The organism is Enterococcus sp. AZ163 (assembly GCF_050498925.1).
In the GTDB taxonomy this organism is placed as follows: Bacteria; Bacillota; Bacilli; order Lactobacillales; family Enterococcaceae; genus Enterococcus_A; species Enterococcus_A ferrettii.
In genome coordinates, this window is the sequence record NZ_JBIPAO010000002.1 from 533,866 (window position 1) to 550,125 (window position 16,260).

The following is a 16,260-nucleotide window of genomic DNA, read 5'->3' on the forward strand; positions in this document are numbered from 1 at the left end:
CAACTACCCTTCTTGTAATAAAAGAGGCACTTGACGATTTCCCACCGTCAGTGCCCGTTTTTTAATTTTCAAAACTAATATCAATATCCTCTATATCGACTTCTTCGTCACCTTCAGCATCTACTTTGTTGAAGTTTACAAACAAAGGGGCTAAAAATCCGATGAAAGCAGCGCCAGCAAATAAACCAACTAGATATGCCCAGCCGTTACCAACTGTAAAGAAGCCATAAATCCCACCTACTGGCGGCATTTTGTCATACATGCCTAAAGCAATCCCTAAACCAGAGGCAATTGCGCCGCCAATCATATTAATCGGCACTAATTTTAGTGGACTAACTAAAGTAAAAGGAATTGCTCCTTCGGTAATACCGATAAAACCCATGATAAAGTTATTACGGCCGGCATCCAATAATTCGGCGTTGAAGCGTTTCTTATGGAAAACAGTCGCTAAAGCATAACCAAACGGTACGGCACAAATGGCCACATTGACAATAATTGCTGGTAAATAGACACCTTCTGCTAATAGAACATTACCGGCCATCCAGGCAGCCTTATTGACTGGTCCGCCTAAATCAGAACCAATCATGGCACCCATAATCATTGCCAGCAAGACTTTGTTCACATCATTAGCAATCATTGAACGAATCCATTCAACTAAGCTAGTATTAATCCAGGCCAATGGTTCTGACAGCAGCGCTCCCATAACGATCGCCACCGATAAAGTAGCAATTAAAGGTAAAATCACTAATGGCATTACACCTGAAAAAGATTCTGGCAGTTTAATTTTATTTTTTGCAATTTTCACTAAGTAACCTGCTAGGAAACCAGCGATTACCGCTCCTAAGAATCCGGCATTCGTACTGGTAGCCACTGCTCCACCAATAAAACCAGCTCCTAATGCTGCTTTGTCACCGATAGAATAAGCAATAAATCCAGCTAACACAGTATTAATAAGTCCGATTCCGGTCCAACCAACTTGTTCAATTGCATATAGTGCATGCTTGAACCCTTCTGCTTCAGCGTATGGGTCCAGACTGGTCAAGCCCATTCCTAAAGCGATCATCTTAGGTATCGCAACTACTAAGGATGCTCCAATGATCAGCGGCAGAACAAAACTGATCCCACTCATCAAGTGTCCTTTTACTTCTGCTAAACTTTTCTTCACTTTGTATTCTCCTCCTGTTTATTGCTAGTTTGCGGCGCTTCTTTGCTGAACCGCTGCGACACATTTTTTTAAAACAGCTTCTGGTGCTTTAATGCAGGTATTAATGTTTACTCTTAGCTGTGGTTTTCCTTCAAAGCGATCTAGGCCTTCCACTTTTTGATCGGTTGCCAGCAAAACAAAATCTGCTTCATTGGCTTCCTTTTGACTAATTTTGTTGACTTGGCCTAAAGAACCTTGTTGTTCAATTTTTACATCGTAGCCTAATTTTACTCCGGCTTTTTCTAAAGCCTTAGCGGCCATTGGTGTGTGGGCCAAACCGGCAGGACATGCTGAGATTCCGACAATTTTCATACGATTTTCTCTCCAATCATTTCTTTACTAATACGTTGAGCCAAAAAGCTTTTATCCTGGTGCTGCTGAATATCCTCAATAAAAGTTTCTTCCATTAAAGCAGTTGCTAAACGGCTTAACATTTCTAAATGCAAGGTACCAGCTTCCTCTAATGGTACTAATAAGGCAAATACATGCTGAACGGCTGAATCATCGAATGTCTCCCAAGGCACTGATTGTTTCAATCGTGCATATAAAACAGTTGGGGTTAAAACATAAGCAGACTTGGCATGGGGAATCGCAAAGCCTGCTTGCAGACCAGTGGAAAATTGCTGCTCTCTCTCCATAAAGGCCGCACTGACTTTTTCGGTTTCTTCTACCACATTTAACTCTTTGGCATAATTGGCCAGAAGCATGAATAGTTCTTCCTGACTGTCGGCTGATACATCTAATAGTATATTTTTTTCGGTAAAGTTCATGTTGAACCTCCTTTCCGGTTGGTTATTACATGCTTAACTTTACGGGATCAAACCTTAGGTGTAAACACTTCCAATTTCCAACATAAGTGGAAATCAATTGATAAAACGCTTTCCAAGTTTGCTTCCACTTGTATTGGAAAATTGCTGGATACCTTAGATATTTCAATCGCTTTCAAATTACGGTATGATGACAATGAAGTAGTCAGTTTGGAGGTGATACCATGTCAAAGTTATCTTATCAACGCTTAGACGAATTGCTAGAACGTTTTATCCAACAACCAAATCCGACTCCTATGAAGGAGTTAACTGCAGCATTTGCGGTCTCAGATCGAACGATTCGTACCGACATTACTAATCTAAACGATACCCTGAAAAATGTGGGAGCTGTTGTCTCGTTGATTCGCGGCAAAGGGTACCTTTTAGCTGTTAACAATCAAGCTGTTTTTGAAGAATGGTGGAAGGAAAGCACCGATTCCGTGGAGACTAGTTTAGCTTCTACAGAAGAACGGCAGCATTATTTATTGTTTACTTTGTTTAAGGCTACTGAGCCGTTGAATTTAGATGCCTTTTTAGATCAGCTTTATGTCAGCAAGAATACCTTTTATTCCTATTTAAAGACAATTCGCGATCAGCTTTTGCCTTATGGCTTGAAAATTGTAAATCGGCCGAACATTGGTTTTGAGGTTGTGGGTAATGAATTTGCCAAGCGCCAAGCGATTAGTGACCTATTAATCGGTAAGGATTTGCAGGAATATTTAATTGGTTTTACCGAAACCGAGCTGGCCCTATTCGATAACATTGATTTGTCATTGCTGCAGGAGCTGGAGCTGGCTTATCTGACTCCTTTGGATTTGCTAGAATCGGATTATTATCACAAGAATATTTTGTCCCATTTCGCCTTAGCTCTAAGCCGCTTGATCGATGGAAAATCCATCTCCGAAATGCCGGTTAAAATACCTCAGTTGAAAAAGAACGCACAACAGTTGATGCAGCAATTTTTCACTAAGCTGGAGGAGACTTTTGAGAGTCAGTTGCCTCAGGAAGAACAAGATTATTTGATCTATTATCTGTCGGTGAATGCCCCTCGTTTTGTAGTAAGCGATCCGGCAATAATTCAGTCAGAATCGATAGCAGATGAAATTGTGGAGGACTTGCTGCAGGGAATTAAGCAAACGTCTAATTATGATTGGACTCAGGATGCGATCTTGATCAAAGATCTGACCTCGCATATTGAAGGCTTTATTCATATGAACAGCTTAGACGCAGGTCACAGCAATCCTTTGCTGGAAACAATTAAACAATCCTTTCCTCTCGCCTATGACCTATGCCTTACTCATCTGGAGTCCATTGGAACCGCTCACGGACTGTATTTTTCTGAGGATGAAATGGGGTACATTGCCCTGCATATTGCCGGAGCTTTAGAACGTAGCTCGATGCTGGAAAATCGTAAATACAAAGTGATTTTGGTTTGTGGTACTGGTCGCGCCATGAGCCGCATTATTGAAGCAAAAATCAATAAACGCTACCAGGACAAATTTGAGATTGTTGAGCGGCTTTCTTACGTAGAACTGCAGCAGCAGCCCTTAGCGACAATTGATTTTGTTATTACCACGATTCCTTTAGACCAGTTGGAAATACCTTTTATTTATATTCGTATGGGTCAGCTAGATAAGGACATTGAAAAAATCGATCAGTTTTTGACAGCCTTTGAAACCCAGACGTCCACTGTTATGGACTTATTTCAAGAGGATGCTTTTCACTTATTCGAGGGAGGAGTTACTAAAGAGGCTTTGCTAAAAACAATGTGTGTGTCATTAGAGGAAAAGGGATTAGTACCTGCAGAGTTTTATGCGAGTATTCTAGCTCGAGAAGCGATAAGCCAAACCAATATTAATCAGCTGATTGCTATCCCCCATCCAATGTCTCTGCTAGCAAATCACTCCCGATTATCAGTAGCAATCGTGCCTGATGGTGTGGATTGGGGCAATCAAGAAAAAGTTCAGTTTGTCTTTCTGTTTGCAATCACCAAAGAGGATTACGAAGACACCGGAGATATTTACAGTTTATTATTAGACTTCATGGCGCGCACAGATCTTCAACAGGCGATTTTATCTAATCCCAGCTTTGAAGCCTTCCTTGCACAATTTAAAGAACTCTAAAGTAAGAAGCCTAGGCTGTTTACTTTAGAGTTCTTGTCACTTTAATCCTCACTTTTAGTATAACGATAAAAGGAGCCGGCAGCTCCGGCAAGCGCCAAGCCAATAACCAAGATAGAAGCGTTGTTTCCTTTCCCTCCAGCTTGAACGTTCAGTTTCTTTTCAAAAATTCCTTGAGACAAAATTTGATTGGCAGTATCATGTGCACTTGCCAGAATTCCTACTATAAATTATTCCAAGTAACAGGATCAATACAAGTTTCTTCATTTGAGTTGCTCCTAACATTTAGGTATTGACTGATCAATCCACTGCTTCATCTATATTTTTTGAAACTTTTCTTGAAAGAAAAATTGTGCAAGTCCCACTCAACAACGATCCTTCTGAAATCTACACTCACGCTATTTTCGTTGTCTAATTGGAAAGAGCAACAAAAAAAGCAGCTTATCCGTAGAGATAATAAACCACTTTTCACAGTATTTCTCAATGATTTTGCTTCAATGTAGGAGTTTTCATCAACTGATTAAACAAATCTTCCATTTCCCGCACCACTCTGATTGCTTAACGACTATACTTTTTTCTAAGAGTCTGCATTTTTCATGACCCTCATCTCCTTTATAAAAAACGTCTTTAGATACCTAACTAAAGAAACAACTTAACCCTTATTCTATTTTAGGATTCTCCTTGTTAGAGCCCATGTAAGTGCCATTATCCATTGGCAGTAATTACTATTAAACAGCTGTAAAAAATTAGCATCGAAAAGCGCACGAATACTTAGCCGACTTTTGATGCTTTTTGCGTAAATTTGTTATCTACAATTCCACATCTAAATGATAAACTAGTGATAGGATTACTATTCATGAAAGAAGTGATACAAGGTGGAATTGCTTTATAAATATGATGTAAAACATTCTCAGTTGAAAAAGGAATTGATGCAGCAGGTAAACAATGGGGATAATCCTTTCAAAGTTGCTTTGTTTGCTGCTACACAGATCTTTCTGTCGATCGTTAACGATAAAAAATATATTGATGATGAAGAAGCAAGTGATTTTTATCATTTTTTATACAATATGACAAAAAATGAATTGTCTCCCAAAGCTAATTACGAAGGTGAAACAGCAGAATTTTTCGATTTATTAGTTGTGTATTATCTCTTAGTAGAGCATGTAGATATTATGCGCGATTTCCCTGATACTGTCTGCTGGGTACCTGGACTAACTCCAAGTCAACGAAGGATCATGCTAACCTGGCCTAAAACATTTGTATTAAGTTTGTTTGAAGTCAAGCAGCAGGGAGAAACCATCGTCTATAGAGATCTGAATACTAGAAAATTGCATGACATAGATTTACCGGCATCTAATATTCATTTAACTGTTGACGAAAATAAGCAAAATACTGTTTTGGCTCTCCTTGTCCCCATCGGAAAGACCTACCTGTCAACACAGCCTATTTTCTATCCGATTGATGACTTTACCTTTGCCGATATAAAGTGGATGGAAAGATATAAGGCGAAAGGATTTGAAGAGAGTTGCTTTTACGGTGATGATCTTTTATCCAGCTATTACAGGTATTCTAAACAGAAAAATCTTTGCATGAAAAATACTCAAGCAACTAGAAGTGAGCTGGAAGATCTCTCTTTTTATCCAGCCAACAGAGTCCTGCGGGAAACAGATCAAGTAATGGCGCAGCGTTTGTTGAAACAGCATGTCTTCTTCCATGAATTTGAGCATTATGCCCAGGCTGAAAAACTATTAACCAAGGTAATTAGTACTTTTCCGCAAATGTTTCATTCCTATGCCAATGCCCTTGACCTGACGGAAGCGTTGCGGCTTTTATTTGTTGGTGAAAAATTAACTGCCGAAGATTTGAGAGACAGCTCAGATGAAGTATCCATTTTCTGGTATACATTGATTTGCCAGAATTTAGAAGAAGATGTGCGAGCAATTGAGGCCTATATTGTACCTGAATTAACTGATAATCCTCCCTTCTGATAAAAAAAGTAAGCCCAAGCCTGTTGTGACCAAGGCTCGGGCTTTTTTTGTTGCTCTAGCAAAAAAGGAGTTAAGATCAGTTATCCCACTATGTCACAAAACGATTTAAAAAATCGTTCAAATTTTAGTTGGATTAGTCCTGACAGCTTATTTCATCAACCAGTTAAACAATCCTTCCATTCCTAACGCAATTATCACACAGAGGAATGCTCCGACAAAAATAATCGGCTCGCCGCCAGTAATATTGATTCCTCTAAGAATGATATCCCCTAACCCTCCGGCACCTACAAAGGAACCAATTGTGGTAATCCCCACTGAAATCACCAAAGCATTTCTAATTCCAGCTAAGATAACCGGGGCGGCCAGTGGAATCTTGATTAAGTACAAAACTTGTAACCGGCTCATGCCAATTCCCCTAGCGCTATCAATATAGACTGGATCAACATTATTCAGACCCACATAAGTATTGTTCACAATTGGCAGCAAGGAATACAAAACCACCGTTGCAATGACTGTATTTTTCCCCAATCCCATTAAAATAAGTAAAATTGTCAACATACCAATTGATGGAATCGTTTGAACAACATTAATCAAACCAATCACAAAAGAGGCTGCCTTTTTATTGTCCGACAGAAAGATCCCAATCGGAAAGCCAATTAAACAGGTCAGCACTACACCAACGATAGAAATATAGATATGACTGAGAAACTGGCTAATAATGTACGAGGAGTTATCACTCAGGTAATTCGTTAAATTCTGGATCATGGGTTGTCCTCCTCAAAATAGTTATTGGCTTCCAAAAATTGACGAGCTACCAAGGCCGGCTCTAAAAGCTGACTGTCGGATTCATCATTCATGCGCTGCATCGCTTCTGTATCAATCGTATTTTCTAGTCGCTCCAAAATTTCCTTCAGCTCAGGATTTTCCTTTAAGGCTTCATCAGAAACCACTAAGCTGCAGGTATACGGTGGGAAAAACTGTCGATCGTCCTCCAGCATGACTAACCCGTAACTACCTACTCGTCCATCAGTAGAATAGCCTAAAATGACATCTAGTTCCTTAGCAGCCAAAGCATCATACAACAAACCTACTTGCATCGGATAGACTCGTTTGAAACGTGTATCGTATTCCTCAGTGTAGGCTTTGTAGCCATCGCCCTCTCTTTTATACCAAGTTTGATCGGTACCTAAGCTGAATTGATCCGCATATTTTTGCAGATCACTCACCTTTGACAGTTGGTATTTTTCAGCCGTTTCCTTCGTTACCATAAAAGTAAACTGATTGGAAAAGCCATAGCTGGGAAACCAATCAAAGTTGTAGCGCTTTTGAAACTCCTCTTGAACAATTGTTAATGCCTTGTCAGGATCTTTTTCAATCGGCAAATTTAACGTTCCTACTAGGTCCGTTCCTGTATAACGTGTTGACGCAATATCCAAATCACCACGTTCCATTGCTGCCTGCATTAAGTTGGCGGAAGCCAGATTGTTCAGATAGACGACCTCTTTGTCCGTATAATGAGTCAAAAATTCCACGACAATATTCCCTAAAATTTGTGATTCCGAGGTCACACCGCCGCACACCGTGATTTTGTCCTTTCGGTTGGATAGATTGGAAAAAACAAACAGGCCAAACAGACAAATAAACAAAAGAAAGACACTTAATTTCTTTTTCATTTACACCCCTCACCCTCGATCCACGGTTAATTGACTTTCGACAAAACGCAAAACAGCATCTGTTCCCAATGCTAAAAACGTGATGGGAATGGTTCCCATCATAATTAAATCAATACGATACAAGGTTAGTCCGTTGAAAATGAAATCCCCTAAACCACCCGCTCCAATATAAGCAGCCAACGTCGTCCAAGAAATTACATATACTGCTGATACCTTAATCCCGGAAATAATCACGCTGGAGGCTAAGGGTAATTCGATTTGCAGCAGCCGCTGCCATTTCGACATTCCCATCCCCTTGGCTGCATCCAAATAGGTCGGATTAACCGACTGAATGCCAACATAAGTATTGCGCAAAATCGGCAGCAGCGAATATAGAAACAACGCTGCAATCGCCGGTACCTTACCGATTCCTAAGAAAGGCACCATAATCGACAGCAGAGCCAAAGACGGAATCGTCTGAAAAAAACCGACAATGCTAATAATCGTTTCTGATCCCTTTTTGATTCGTGTCAGCAAAGCACCTAGTGGCACTGCCACTAAGGTTCCTAAAAGAATAGCGCTGAAAGAGATATAAAAATGCTCCCACAATTTAAACAGGATTTCGACACCATATTGATTCCAAAAATTTTCCATTCTCTTCACCTACTTCAGCTTGTCGTAAATCAAAGACACCAAAGAAGATCGGGTCAAGATTCCTACAAGACAATTTTCGTCATCCACTACCGGCAGATACTTCAGCTCCATGTTAAACAAAGGTGCCACTACATCTGACAGCTTCTCGTTTTGATTGACACTGGCAGTTTCAGTCCGCATGATTTCATAAATGTTAGCAGCCTTATTAATATTGTGATCAACATCCTTTATGTCAATGAAACCTTTTAAGTGCTGTTCATCATCTACTACCAGCAAGGTATCCACTTTTTTATGCGTCATTTGACGAATTGCTTCGATGATCGATTTGCTTAAAGAGATAGCTGCTACCTGAGGCTTCATCAGATCAATTACTCGCAGTTCATTTTCCACGTATGTTTGCTTCTTACGTTTACCTAACAGCTCACCGACAAAAGAGTTAGCAGGGTTTTGGATAATATTATCAGCTGTATCGTATTGCACAACTTTTCCGTGATCCATAATGATGATTTTATCTGCCAGTTTGATCGCTTCTTCCATATCATGGGTGACAAAAACCACCGTTTTCTGCATTTCTTGCTGCAGTCGTTTAATCATCACCTGCAAAGCTTCTCGCGTGATGGGGTCTAATGCCCCAAAAGGTTCATCCATTAAAATAATATCCTGATCAGCTGCCAGCGCACGAATAACACCGATTCTTTGCTGTTGTCCACCAGAAAGATTCTTCGGTTTGCGTTCTAGGTAGTCTACGGGCAGCTCCACTCGTTCAATCAATTTTTCTGCAATCCCTTGCTTCTGACTTTCTGTCCATTTCAACAATTTTGGCACAATCATAATATTGTCGCGAATCGTCATATGAGGAAACAGTCCAATATTTTGAATCACATAACCGATCTTCCGTCGAAGCTCGTCCTCGTTTAGGCTGATGGTATCTTTGCCATTAATTTTGATGCTGCCGTTAGAGGGTTCCACCATCCGATTAATCATCCGCAGCAGGGTAGTTTTTCCGCTGCCGCTAGTACCAATCACGCAAATAAACTGATTGTCTTCAATTGTTAAGTTCAACGTCTCTACCGCTGCGGGTGCGCTCCCGTATTTTTTCTCTACCTCTATAAATTCAATCATCAAGCTGCCCCTTCCCGAACTGTATGTAAAAAAGCTTTTCGAACTAGTGAACAAGTTGGAAAAGCTTTTTTAAATGACAAAAAGGCTAAAGCCAAAATTGGCTGTTAGACCTTCTTGTCACATCTTTCTTTACTTATGCTTCTGGATGCAAAATAGCGAAGCTCTTTTCTAATACCTTATCGGTGTGAACTGTTAAGCCTTGATAAACCTCTTCATTTAATTGCTTATAGATCGCAACATTTTCAGGAATCGGCGTAAAGACGTCTTTCACCTTAACCATCTTTTCTACCGCTTCTTCATAAGAAGGATAAATGCCCAAGCCGACGGCCGCATTAATTGCCGCCCCAACACTGGCACTGCCATTTACTACATTACGCTTAATTGGCAGATTGAAAACATCGGCAAAAATTTGCATCAGTAAATCACTATTAGAGCCGCCGCCAGTTACAATGACCTCGTCAATGGTCTTTCCCAGCTCTTCCGTCATATTGGTAACATTGTTTTTCATAGTATAAGCAATGCCCTCTAAAATAGAACGATACATATAGCGGTAATCGTGATGGGCATTAAAGCCAATCATGACACCCCGTTTGTAAGGTTCCCAAGGATTCGCCAACCAATCCAATACAGTCATTAACCCATCGCTGCCGGCAGGAACATGTTGTGCCTGTTCATTCAGATATTCTTCCTCAGAAATCCCCTGATAATTGGAACGAATACTTATTTTTTCACCCAATAGATCTTTGAACCAGGAAACAGTCCACATTCCGCGACGGATACCGTAGCCCTCATAGGCATATTTACCCGGAATAGATGACATGATGCCCCAATAGTTCACTGGATTTTCTGGCATTTCGGTTCCAGTCACCATGCTGCTGATATAGGTTCCTAAAGAAACAAACGCGCTAGTGTCGCGAATCAAACCGGCACCTAAGCCTTCTACTGCTTTATCACTAGTTGTAGCAAACAGCGGCAATCCTTCAGGCAATCCAGTTTTTTTACTAGCTTCTTGAGTAATATGGCCTAGCACATCGCCAGGTTTTACCGGATCAAACAGCATGTCTCTTGGTAATTTATAGCTATCCAGCACTTCCGGATCAGTAGACCAATCCCAGTTGGCATAATCCACTGGCCATTGGCCAAAATGATTTCCAATATTATCCCTAAACTCTCCCGTTAGCTGATGAGTTAAATATCCGTTTGTTGAAGTTGCATATTGAACCTCTGGATTATCCTGAACATGGGGTGTTGCTGTCCGTTTATCCATCCAGCTGATGATCGGCTGAGCCAATGATCCGTCTTTTTTCAACAGCACCCGGCAGCAGCGAATCGATCCCAACCCAATACCGACAATATTTTCTTTTCTAGCACCAAATTGTTCCATCGCTTTTTGCGAGGCCGCACATAACGAATCCCACAAATCGTCACCCGGATGCTCTACTACTACACCTTCAGCCAAATGCATTGGTCGCAGATTTTCTTTGCCTTCTCCAACCACATTTCCTTCGAGATCAAAAATGACGATCTTAGTACTTTGACTCCCGCCGTCAATCCCGACGATATATTTCTTTTCCATGAAGTTCTCCCTCACCCAATAAATTTTTGATGGCTATTTGACGTGATTAACGAACCAAGAATCCGCCATCGACTGTCATAATATGTCCATTCACGAAATGAGAGGCTTCAGATGCCAAAAAGACTGTCGCACCCATTAAATCGGCTACATCACCCCAACGTCCTTCAGGTGTATGGTCCACAATCCATTTGTTACGTTCTGGATCATCAATCGATGCTTGAGCTACTGCCGTTTTAAAGTAACCAGGTGCAATTCCATTCACTTGAATGTTGTATTGCGCTAACTCGTCGCAATATGCTTTGGTTAACCCAGCCAGACCATGTTTTGAAGCAGCGTAAGCCGGTGCCCATTGACCGCCTAAGAAAGAGAACAAGGAGCAAATGTTAATAATTTTACCGCTCTTTTGCGGAATCATAACCTTAGCGGCTTCATGACTCATGTCAAAGGCAGCAGTCAAATTGATGTTGATCGTTGGGTCCCATTTATCTCGGCCGTAGCTCAAGACATCATCACAAGGACAAATGCCCGCACAATTCACCAAAATATCAACTGAACCAAATTCTTTGACACAGGTATCAATAATCTCCTGCGGCACGCCATCTTTCGTAATATCCGCATGCATATAGAAGGTTTTCGCTCCACGATCCTGCAATGTTTGACTAAATTCTGCATCATCCGGCATAATTGACGGCATAAAAATATTCGCTCCCGCTTCAGCTAAAGCTAATGAAAAAGCTTGACCTAAGCCAGTATTTCCGCCGGTAACGATTGCATTTTTTCCTTTGATCGCAAACATACCCATGTTAAAGTCTTTAATTTCCATTTTTTTACCTTCTCTTCTTTATATTTTGAAGCTATCGCTCCAAGTTTCCTTTTTTTAAAATATGTCTGTTACTGATTCAATCGTGCAGTGAGCCGTTCCGCAAATTCAACCGCATCACCGATAACTGCAATAGTGGCTAAATAGTTCATCGGTGCTCCTTGGTCAGTGTTAACCGAAATAATATCTGTAACCTTTTTAAGACCTTCCACATGCTGCATTGAACCATAAATACCTAAGGCTACATAAAGCTGAGGACTTACCGTTTTTCCAGATTGCCCCACTTGGATTTCCCGTGGGGCACGATTTTGCTCCACCAGCGGCTTGGAAACAGCCACGGTTCCTTGTAGCTGGCGAGCTAATTCATTGAGTTGATTTACCTCAGCAGTATAGCCTGCTCCCGCTGAGACTAATACCTTGGCCTCACGAATATCTTGAGTTTTTTCTGTCACGTCAACCGAAAGCACCTCGATTGACGACGCTTTCAATTCCTTCACAGGAAAATTAATTTGTTCCGGAATCTTTGAGGATTCCTTTGTATGGAAAACGTTAGGATGAACACTAGCCATAATCGGCGTCGAAGTACAAAGAATACTCGCTAATATATTGCCGGAAAATGCCGGTCGAATCAGCTTTCGCCCTTTTTCATCTACTTCAATAGCAGTAATATCTGCCACAAGTCCAGCTTTCAATCGCATCGCCAATCTCGGTGCCACCATTCGGCCAAAATCTGTCGCCAGCACAATGACACTATCAAATTGCCAGTGCTGCTGAACCTGTTCTAAGATGTCCGTAATGACACGACTGTCTCGGCTTTGAATCGACGGATCGTCCACACAAATCAGTGAATCGAAGCCGTTGATTGCCTTGTTTTCCAGATTAATTCCTAAACCGGAAACGGCCAATTCCTCTTCACCAGCCAAACGTTTGGCCGCTTCTATCAAATCAACGGAGTAATCAATGGCCTCGTTATCAACTAGAATGAGTGCTTTAAACATTACAAGTACCCCTTTTCTTTTAGAAATTGGACCACCGTTTCAATTCCTTCGTCATCTACAGACACTTGCTGAGTCATTTCTTTTGTTCGTTTGGCCACAACATTTTTGATTACCTTAGTTGGCGAACCTTTGCGACCAATTACATCAAGAGACAGCTGCAGGTCTTCGTTTGTTACTAGAGAGAATTGAGCATCGACATTTTTATCAATGTTTTCATATCTAACGAAGCCTAATCGCAGATTCATTTGATGTGTTACGCTTAATACACAGGGAGTTGGAATTTTTAAGCGGAAAATTCGTTCCTCCTGCTTTGCTTTTACAATCGTATAGCCATTCGTCCACTCTTCAATTCCAATAATGTTGGAATATTGATCAACCGCTAACAGCTCGGCCACCTGAGGACCAATGTGTCCCGTTCCTCCATCTAACGTGTGAGTACCGGTAAGAATCAGATCGTAATTCTGCTGCGATAAATAGCTGGCTAAAATGACACTGGTTGCCAGTGAATCGCTGCCAGCGAACTGTCTGTCGCTTATCAAAGCGGCACGGTCAGCCCCTAATCGAATCAGATCCTTTAACTCCTTTTCAACCTTGGACGGCCCCATCGAAACAATCTCTACTTCAACCGAAGGATCTTGCTTCTTTCTTTGCAGCGCCCAGGCTATTGCATTCCGATCATCGGGATTTAAAATCAGTTTAGATTTCTCCCGGTTAATCTTGTCCGTCTTGTAGTCATATTCAAATTGATCGGTATCGGGAACATATTTAATGAGACAAATAATTTTCATCGTAACCGCTTCCTAACCTTTGGAAAAGTTCCTTCAAGAACAACAGTACATCCTTGAAGGAAAATGTAACTATTTTTGATATTTGTAGCCTTCTTGCACAGGATAAATGTTACCGTAGTTCATGATACCTTTTGGATCAAAGGCTTCTTTTAAAGTTTCCAGCATATAATAAGCTGATTGATGCTCCTGTTTAGTCCACTCATTGCGGTACTTGCCGATTCCGTGATGGTGACACATTGAGCCTCCCAATTTCAGCGTTTCCTCTACGATAATTGCTTGTATTGGATGATGATAAATACGCATTTCATCTTCCGGTTCGCAATTAATGTCGTAGTTATAAACAAAGTACATGTTGGTTCCGTTAATATAACTGTGCGAAGAATGGCCACCCAACATCGTCAAATCCTTCGCCCGTGGATACTCATTACGAATCCGATCAATCACATTGTTATAGATCTTAGTGATGGTTTCCCAATCAGCTGAAACTTCTGTTGTGTAGCCATCGTGCTTATCATTGTCAATCATGCCTTGAACTTCGTCGTCGATGGTTTGCTGGGTCCAGTTTAATTGGTTAAACCAGTTAGCAATCAGCTGACTGTCTACCTGCTTGTAAACCCCATCCTTGAATTTTTCAACCGCTTCTTCGATTCCTTTACCTGTTGCCTCAACGATGCCTTCTGGTCCTTCTGCCATGAAAATCAATACACATTTATCTTCATAGAAGTGATAGAAATGCTGCCGAGCGTCCTCTGGTGAATATGTCCGAGCAACAGATGGTCGGTACCCGTTGGTAATAACTTCCCGCAATACTTTAATCCCAGTTTCTACATCATTCACTAAATAACCGAAGAATTTGTTGTTATCAGGATAATATTTGAAAATCTTCACAGTTACCTCTGTGATATAGCATAAGGTGCCTTCATTTCCGATGACAATATGACGAATATCTGGTCCGCCGGCACGACGAGAAACGTTTTTAATGCGAGAAATATGGCCATTCGGGAAAACACATTCCAAGCCAACTACCATATCTTCAATTCCGCCATATAAAGTCGAGAATTGACCAATCGAACGGGTTGATACTAAACCACCATATTGAGCAACTGGTTTTGATTGTGGTGAATGACCCGTGGTATAGCCAATTTTTCTTAATTCATCTTCTAAATCCTGCAGTCTTACGCCAGCTTCCACTGTTGCCTGCATATTATATGGATCGATTTTAATAATCTTATTCATTTTGGAGCCATCAACAACTAAGGCTAAATCCTTCCAGTTTTCCAAGCCGCCCTCAGTTGCAGTTTGACCGCTGCGTGGGATAACGTTGATGCCATTTTCATTGGCATACATCAAAAGCTCTTTAACTTCCTCTGCATTTTTAGGATAAACAACCGCAGTCGGTATTGGATTATCTAATACTCGTTTCGCCTTCGCGTACTTGCGGTAGCGATCGGAGGATGCATCATACAATGCCTCATAATCAGTTACCACTTGGTCTTCAGAAACAATTTTCTTTACATCTGCAACAATAGCTTCTTTTACTAATGTATCGGAATTCATTTAACTAGCTCCATTCATTATTTTTTCGGAAGCGCTTTTCCTATGACTTAGTATAGAGAGGTCACATCCTTTTTACATTAAAATTTAATTATATTTTCCTTAAAAACACTCTAATAATAACTTATTATGGAAAATTTTCCATTTTCGTTGCCTTGAGATGACTTTTTGTGCTATGCTGACCTTGTACATAACAGTAGGTGGTGAGGAAAATGCGTTTGCAATTGGATCGCTTAAATGAGCTGGAAACTCAAATTCATCAAACACTCAGTGATATTAGTCAGGAGCGTCCCTCTATGACTATTACCGAGGCTGCGGAGGCAACAGGTGTTTCGCCTTCAAAAATTTCTAAGTTTGTTAAAAAGATTGGTTTCTCAGGCTATAAAGAATACTTCCGTTTCCTAACTGGGAAAGAATTAGTTAAGAAGAAAAAATTGAATTCTGAATTTGCTCGAATCCAAGACTTCATGGAAAATTTTGATGCTGAAACGGTCAGCTACTTAGCTGAGCAAATTAAGACGCACGACAAGATTATTCTCTTTGGCTATGGGCCAACTAGTATTTGTATGGAGTATTTTGGGTATAAATTAACCTATATCATTGATAAAAATGTGATTCAAGCGACCCAATCTTCTATGATACCCAGCCTGTTAACCGAAAATTCCCTGCTGCTGGTTTTCACAGTCGCTGGAAAATTTGCTCAATTTGATCATTTGTTTGAAGAAGCTAAGCGGCATCGTACAAAAGCCTTACTGATTATTGAGGAATTTAATGCCAGCCTGAACTTAGATCAGCAGGAGATTATTTATCTAACGAAATCCCATCAGGATGAGCAGCTCAATTCTCATGAAAAAACCCGAACGGTTCTGATGATGTTTATTGAAGAGGTTATTCGTGAATTAAGCAAACAAAAGGGCTGATCATTTTTGTTGATCTGTTCTTTTTTTATGGAAACTATTCAACAATAAGAATTATTTT

The 16,260-nt window shown here is 40.7% G+C and carries 16 protein-coding genes; 3 read left to right on the forward strand and 13 right to left on the reverse strand.

Annotated elements, in window-relative coordinates:
- Positions 1 to 61: 61 nt before the first annotated feature.
- The 3 genes from IGI46_RS20945 to IGI46_RS20955 are packed head-to-tail and all read right to left on the reverse strand — an operon-like array spanning position 62 to position 1,974.
- Positions 62 to 1,165 (reverse strand): fructose-specific PTS transporter subunit EIIC, encoded by a 1,104-nt coding sequence (locus IGI46_RS20945; protein WP_207701781.1) that lies wholly within the window; start codon positions 1,163 to 1,165, stop codon positions 62 to 64.
- A 24-nt stretch (positions 1,166 to 1,189) separates the two neighbouring features.
- Positions 1,190 to 1,516 carry a PTS fructose transporter subunit IIB gene (locus IGI46_RS20950; RefSeq protein WP_207701782.1) on the reverse strand — a complete coding sequence of 109 codons (327 nt, stop codon included), beginning with the start codon at positions 1,514 to 1,516 and terminating at the stop codon, positions 1,190 to 1,192.
- The gene (locus IGI46_RS20955) at positions 1,513 to 1,974 is read right to left on the reverse strand and encodes a PTS sugar transporter subunit IIA (RefSeq protein ID WP_207701783.1); all 462 of its coding nucleotides are present in this window, start codon (positions 1,972 to 1,974) and stop codon (positions 1,513 to 1,515) included. Before IGI46_RS20955 ends, IGI46_RS20950 begins: the two co-directional genes overlap by 4 nt.
- 221 nt (positions 1,975 to 2,195) lie before the next feature.
- On the opposite strand from IGI46_RS20955, the gene IGI46_RS20960 reads away from it, so the two are divergent.
- On the forward strand, positions 2,196 to 4,133 hold the full coding sequence (locus IGI46_RS20960) for a BglG family transcription antiterminator (RefSeq protein ID WP_429965904.1): 1,938 nt from the start codon (positions 2,196 to 2,198) through the stop codon (positions 4,131 to 4,133).
- A gap of 41 nt (positions 4,134 to 4,174) precedes the next feature.
- Here the strand turns inward: IGI46_RS20960 and IGI46_RS20965 are convergent, their stop codons facing one another.
- Positions 4,175 to 4,312 carry an LPXTG cell wall anchor domain-containing protein gene (locus tag IGI46_RS20965; protein ID WP_429974184.1) on the reverse strand — a complete coding sequence of 46 codons (138 nt, stop codon included), beginning with the start codon at positions 4,310 to 4,312 and terminating at the stop codon, positions 4,175 to 4,177.
- A 693-nt stretch (positions 4,313 to 5,005) separates the two neighbouring features.
- Between IGI46_RS20965 and IGI46_RS20970 the strand changes: the two genes are divergently transcribed.
- On the forward strand, positions 5,006 to 6,118 hold the full coding sequence (locus tag IGI46_RS20970) for a hypothetical protein (RefSeq protein WP_429965903.1): 1,113 nt from the start codon (positions 5,006 to 5,008) through the stop codon (positions 6,116 to 6,118).
- Positions 6,119 to 6,265: 147 nt separating this feature from the next.
- On the opposite strand, the gene IGI46_RS20975 is transcribed toward IGI46_RS20970, so the two are convergent.
- From IGI46_RS20975 to IGI46_RS21015, 9 genes are all read right to left on the reverse strand, one after another.
- Positions 6,266 to 6,883 carry an ABC transporter permease gene (locus IGI46_RS20975; protein ID WP_429965902.1) on the reverse strand — a complete coding sequence of 206 codons (618 nt, stop codon included), beginning with the start codon at positions 6,881 to 6,883 and terminating at the stop codon, positions 6,266 to 6,268.
- Positions 6,880 to 7,791 (reverse strand): osmoprotectant ABC transporter substrate-binding protein, encoded by a 912-nt coding sequence (locus tag IGI46_RS20980; protein ID WP_429965901.1) that lies wholly within the window; start codon positions 7,789 to 7,791, stop codon positions 6,880 to 6,882. Before IGI46_RS20980 ends, IGI46_RS20975 begins: the two co-directional genes overlap by 4 nt.
- Positions 7,792 to 7,800: 9 nt before the next feature.
- Positions 7,801 to 8,424, reverse strand: coding sequence for an ABC transporter permease (locus IGI46_RS20985; RefSeq protein ID WP_207701789.1), 624 nt, complete (start codon positions 8,422 to 8,424; stop codon positions 7,801 to 7,803).
- Positions 8,425 to 8,433: 9 nt separating this feature from the next.
- Positions 8,434 to 9,546, reverse strand: coding sequence for an ABC transporter ATP-binding protein (locus IGI46_RS20990; RefSeq protein WP_429965900.1), 1,113 nt, complete (start codon positions 9,544 to 9,546; stop codon positions 8,434 to 8,436).
- A 133-nt stretch (positions 9,547 to 9,679) separates the two neighbouring features.
- Complete coding sequence (locus tag IGI46_RS20995; RefSeq protein WP_429974185.1) at positions 9,680 to 11,122, reverse strand: FGGY-family carbohydrate kinase; 1,443 nt, start codon at positions 11,120 to 11,122, stop codon at positions 9,680 to 9,682.
- A 46-nt stretch (positions 11,123 to 11,168) separates the two neighbouring features.
- Positions 11,169 to 11,945 carry an SDR family oxidoreductase gene (locus tag IGI46_RS21000; protein ID WP_429974186.1) on the reverse strand — a complete coding sequence of 259 codons (777 nt, stop codon included), beginning with the start codon at positions 11,943 to 11,945 and terminating at the stop codon, positions 11,169 to 11,171.
- A gap of 68 nt (positions 11,946 to 12,013) precedes the next feature.
- Positions 12,014 to 12,940 (reverse strand): electron transfer flavoprotein subunit alpha/FixB family protein, encoded by a 927-nt coding sequence (locus tag IGI46_RS21005; RefSeq protein WP_429974187.1) that lies wholly within the window; start codon positions 12,938 to 12,940, stop codon positions 12,014 to 12,016.
- Complete coding sequence (locus IGI46_RS21010; RefSeq protein WP_429974188.1) at positions 12,940 to 13,728, reverse strand: electron transfer flavoprotein subunit beta/FixA family protein; 789 nt, start codon at positions 13,726 to 13,728, stop codon at positions 12,940 to 12,942. The genes IGI46_RS21005 and IGI46_RS21010 overlap by 1 nt, the downstream gene beginning before the upstream one ends.
- Before the next feature lie 69 nt (positions 13,729 to 13,797).
- On the reverse strand, positions 13,798 to 15,285 hold the full coding sequence (locus IGI46_RS21015) for an FAD-binding oxidoreductase (protein WP_429974189.1): 1,488 nt from the start codon (positions 15,283 to 15,285) through the stop codon (positions 13,798 to 13,800).
- A gap of 209 nt (positions 15,286 to 15,494) precedes the next feature.
- Between IGI46_RS21015 and IGI46_RS21020 the strand changes: the two genes are divergently transcribed.
- Positions 15,495 to 16,202 carry a MurR/RpiR family transcriptional regulator gene (locus IGI46_RS21020; RefSeq protein ID WP_429974190.1) on the forward strand — a complete coding sequence of 236 codons (708 nt, stop codon included), beginning with the start codon at positions 15,495 to 15,497 and terminating at the stop codon, positions 16,200 to 16,202.
- Positions 16,203 to 16,260 lie beyond the last annotated feature (58 nt).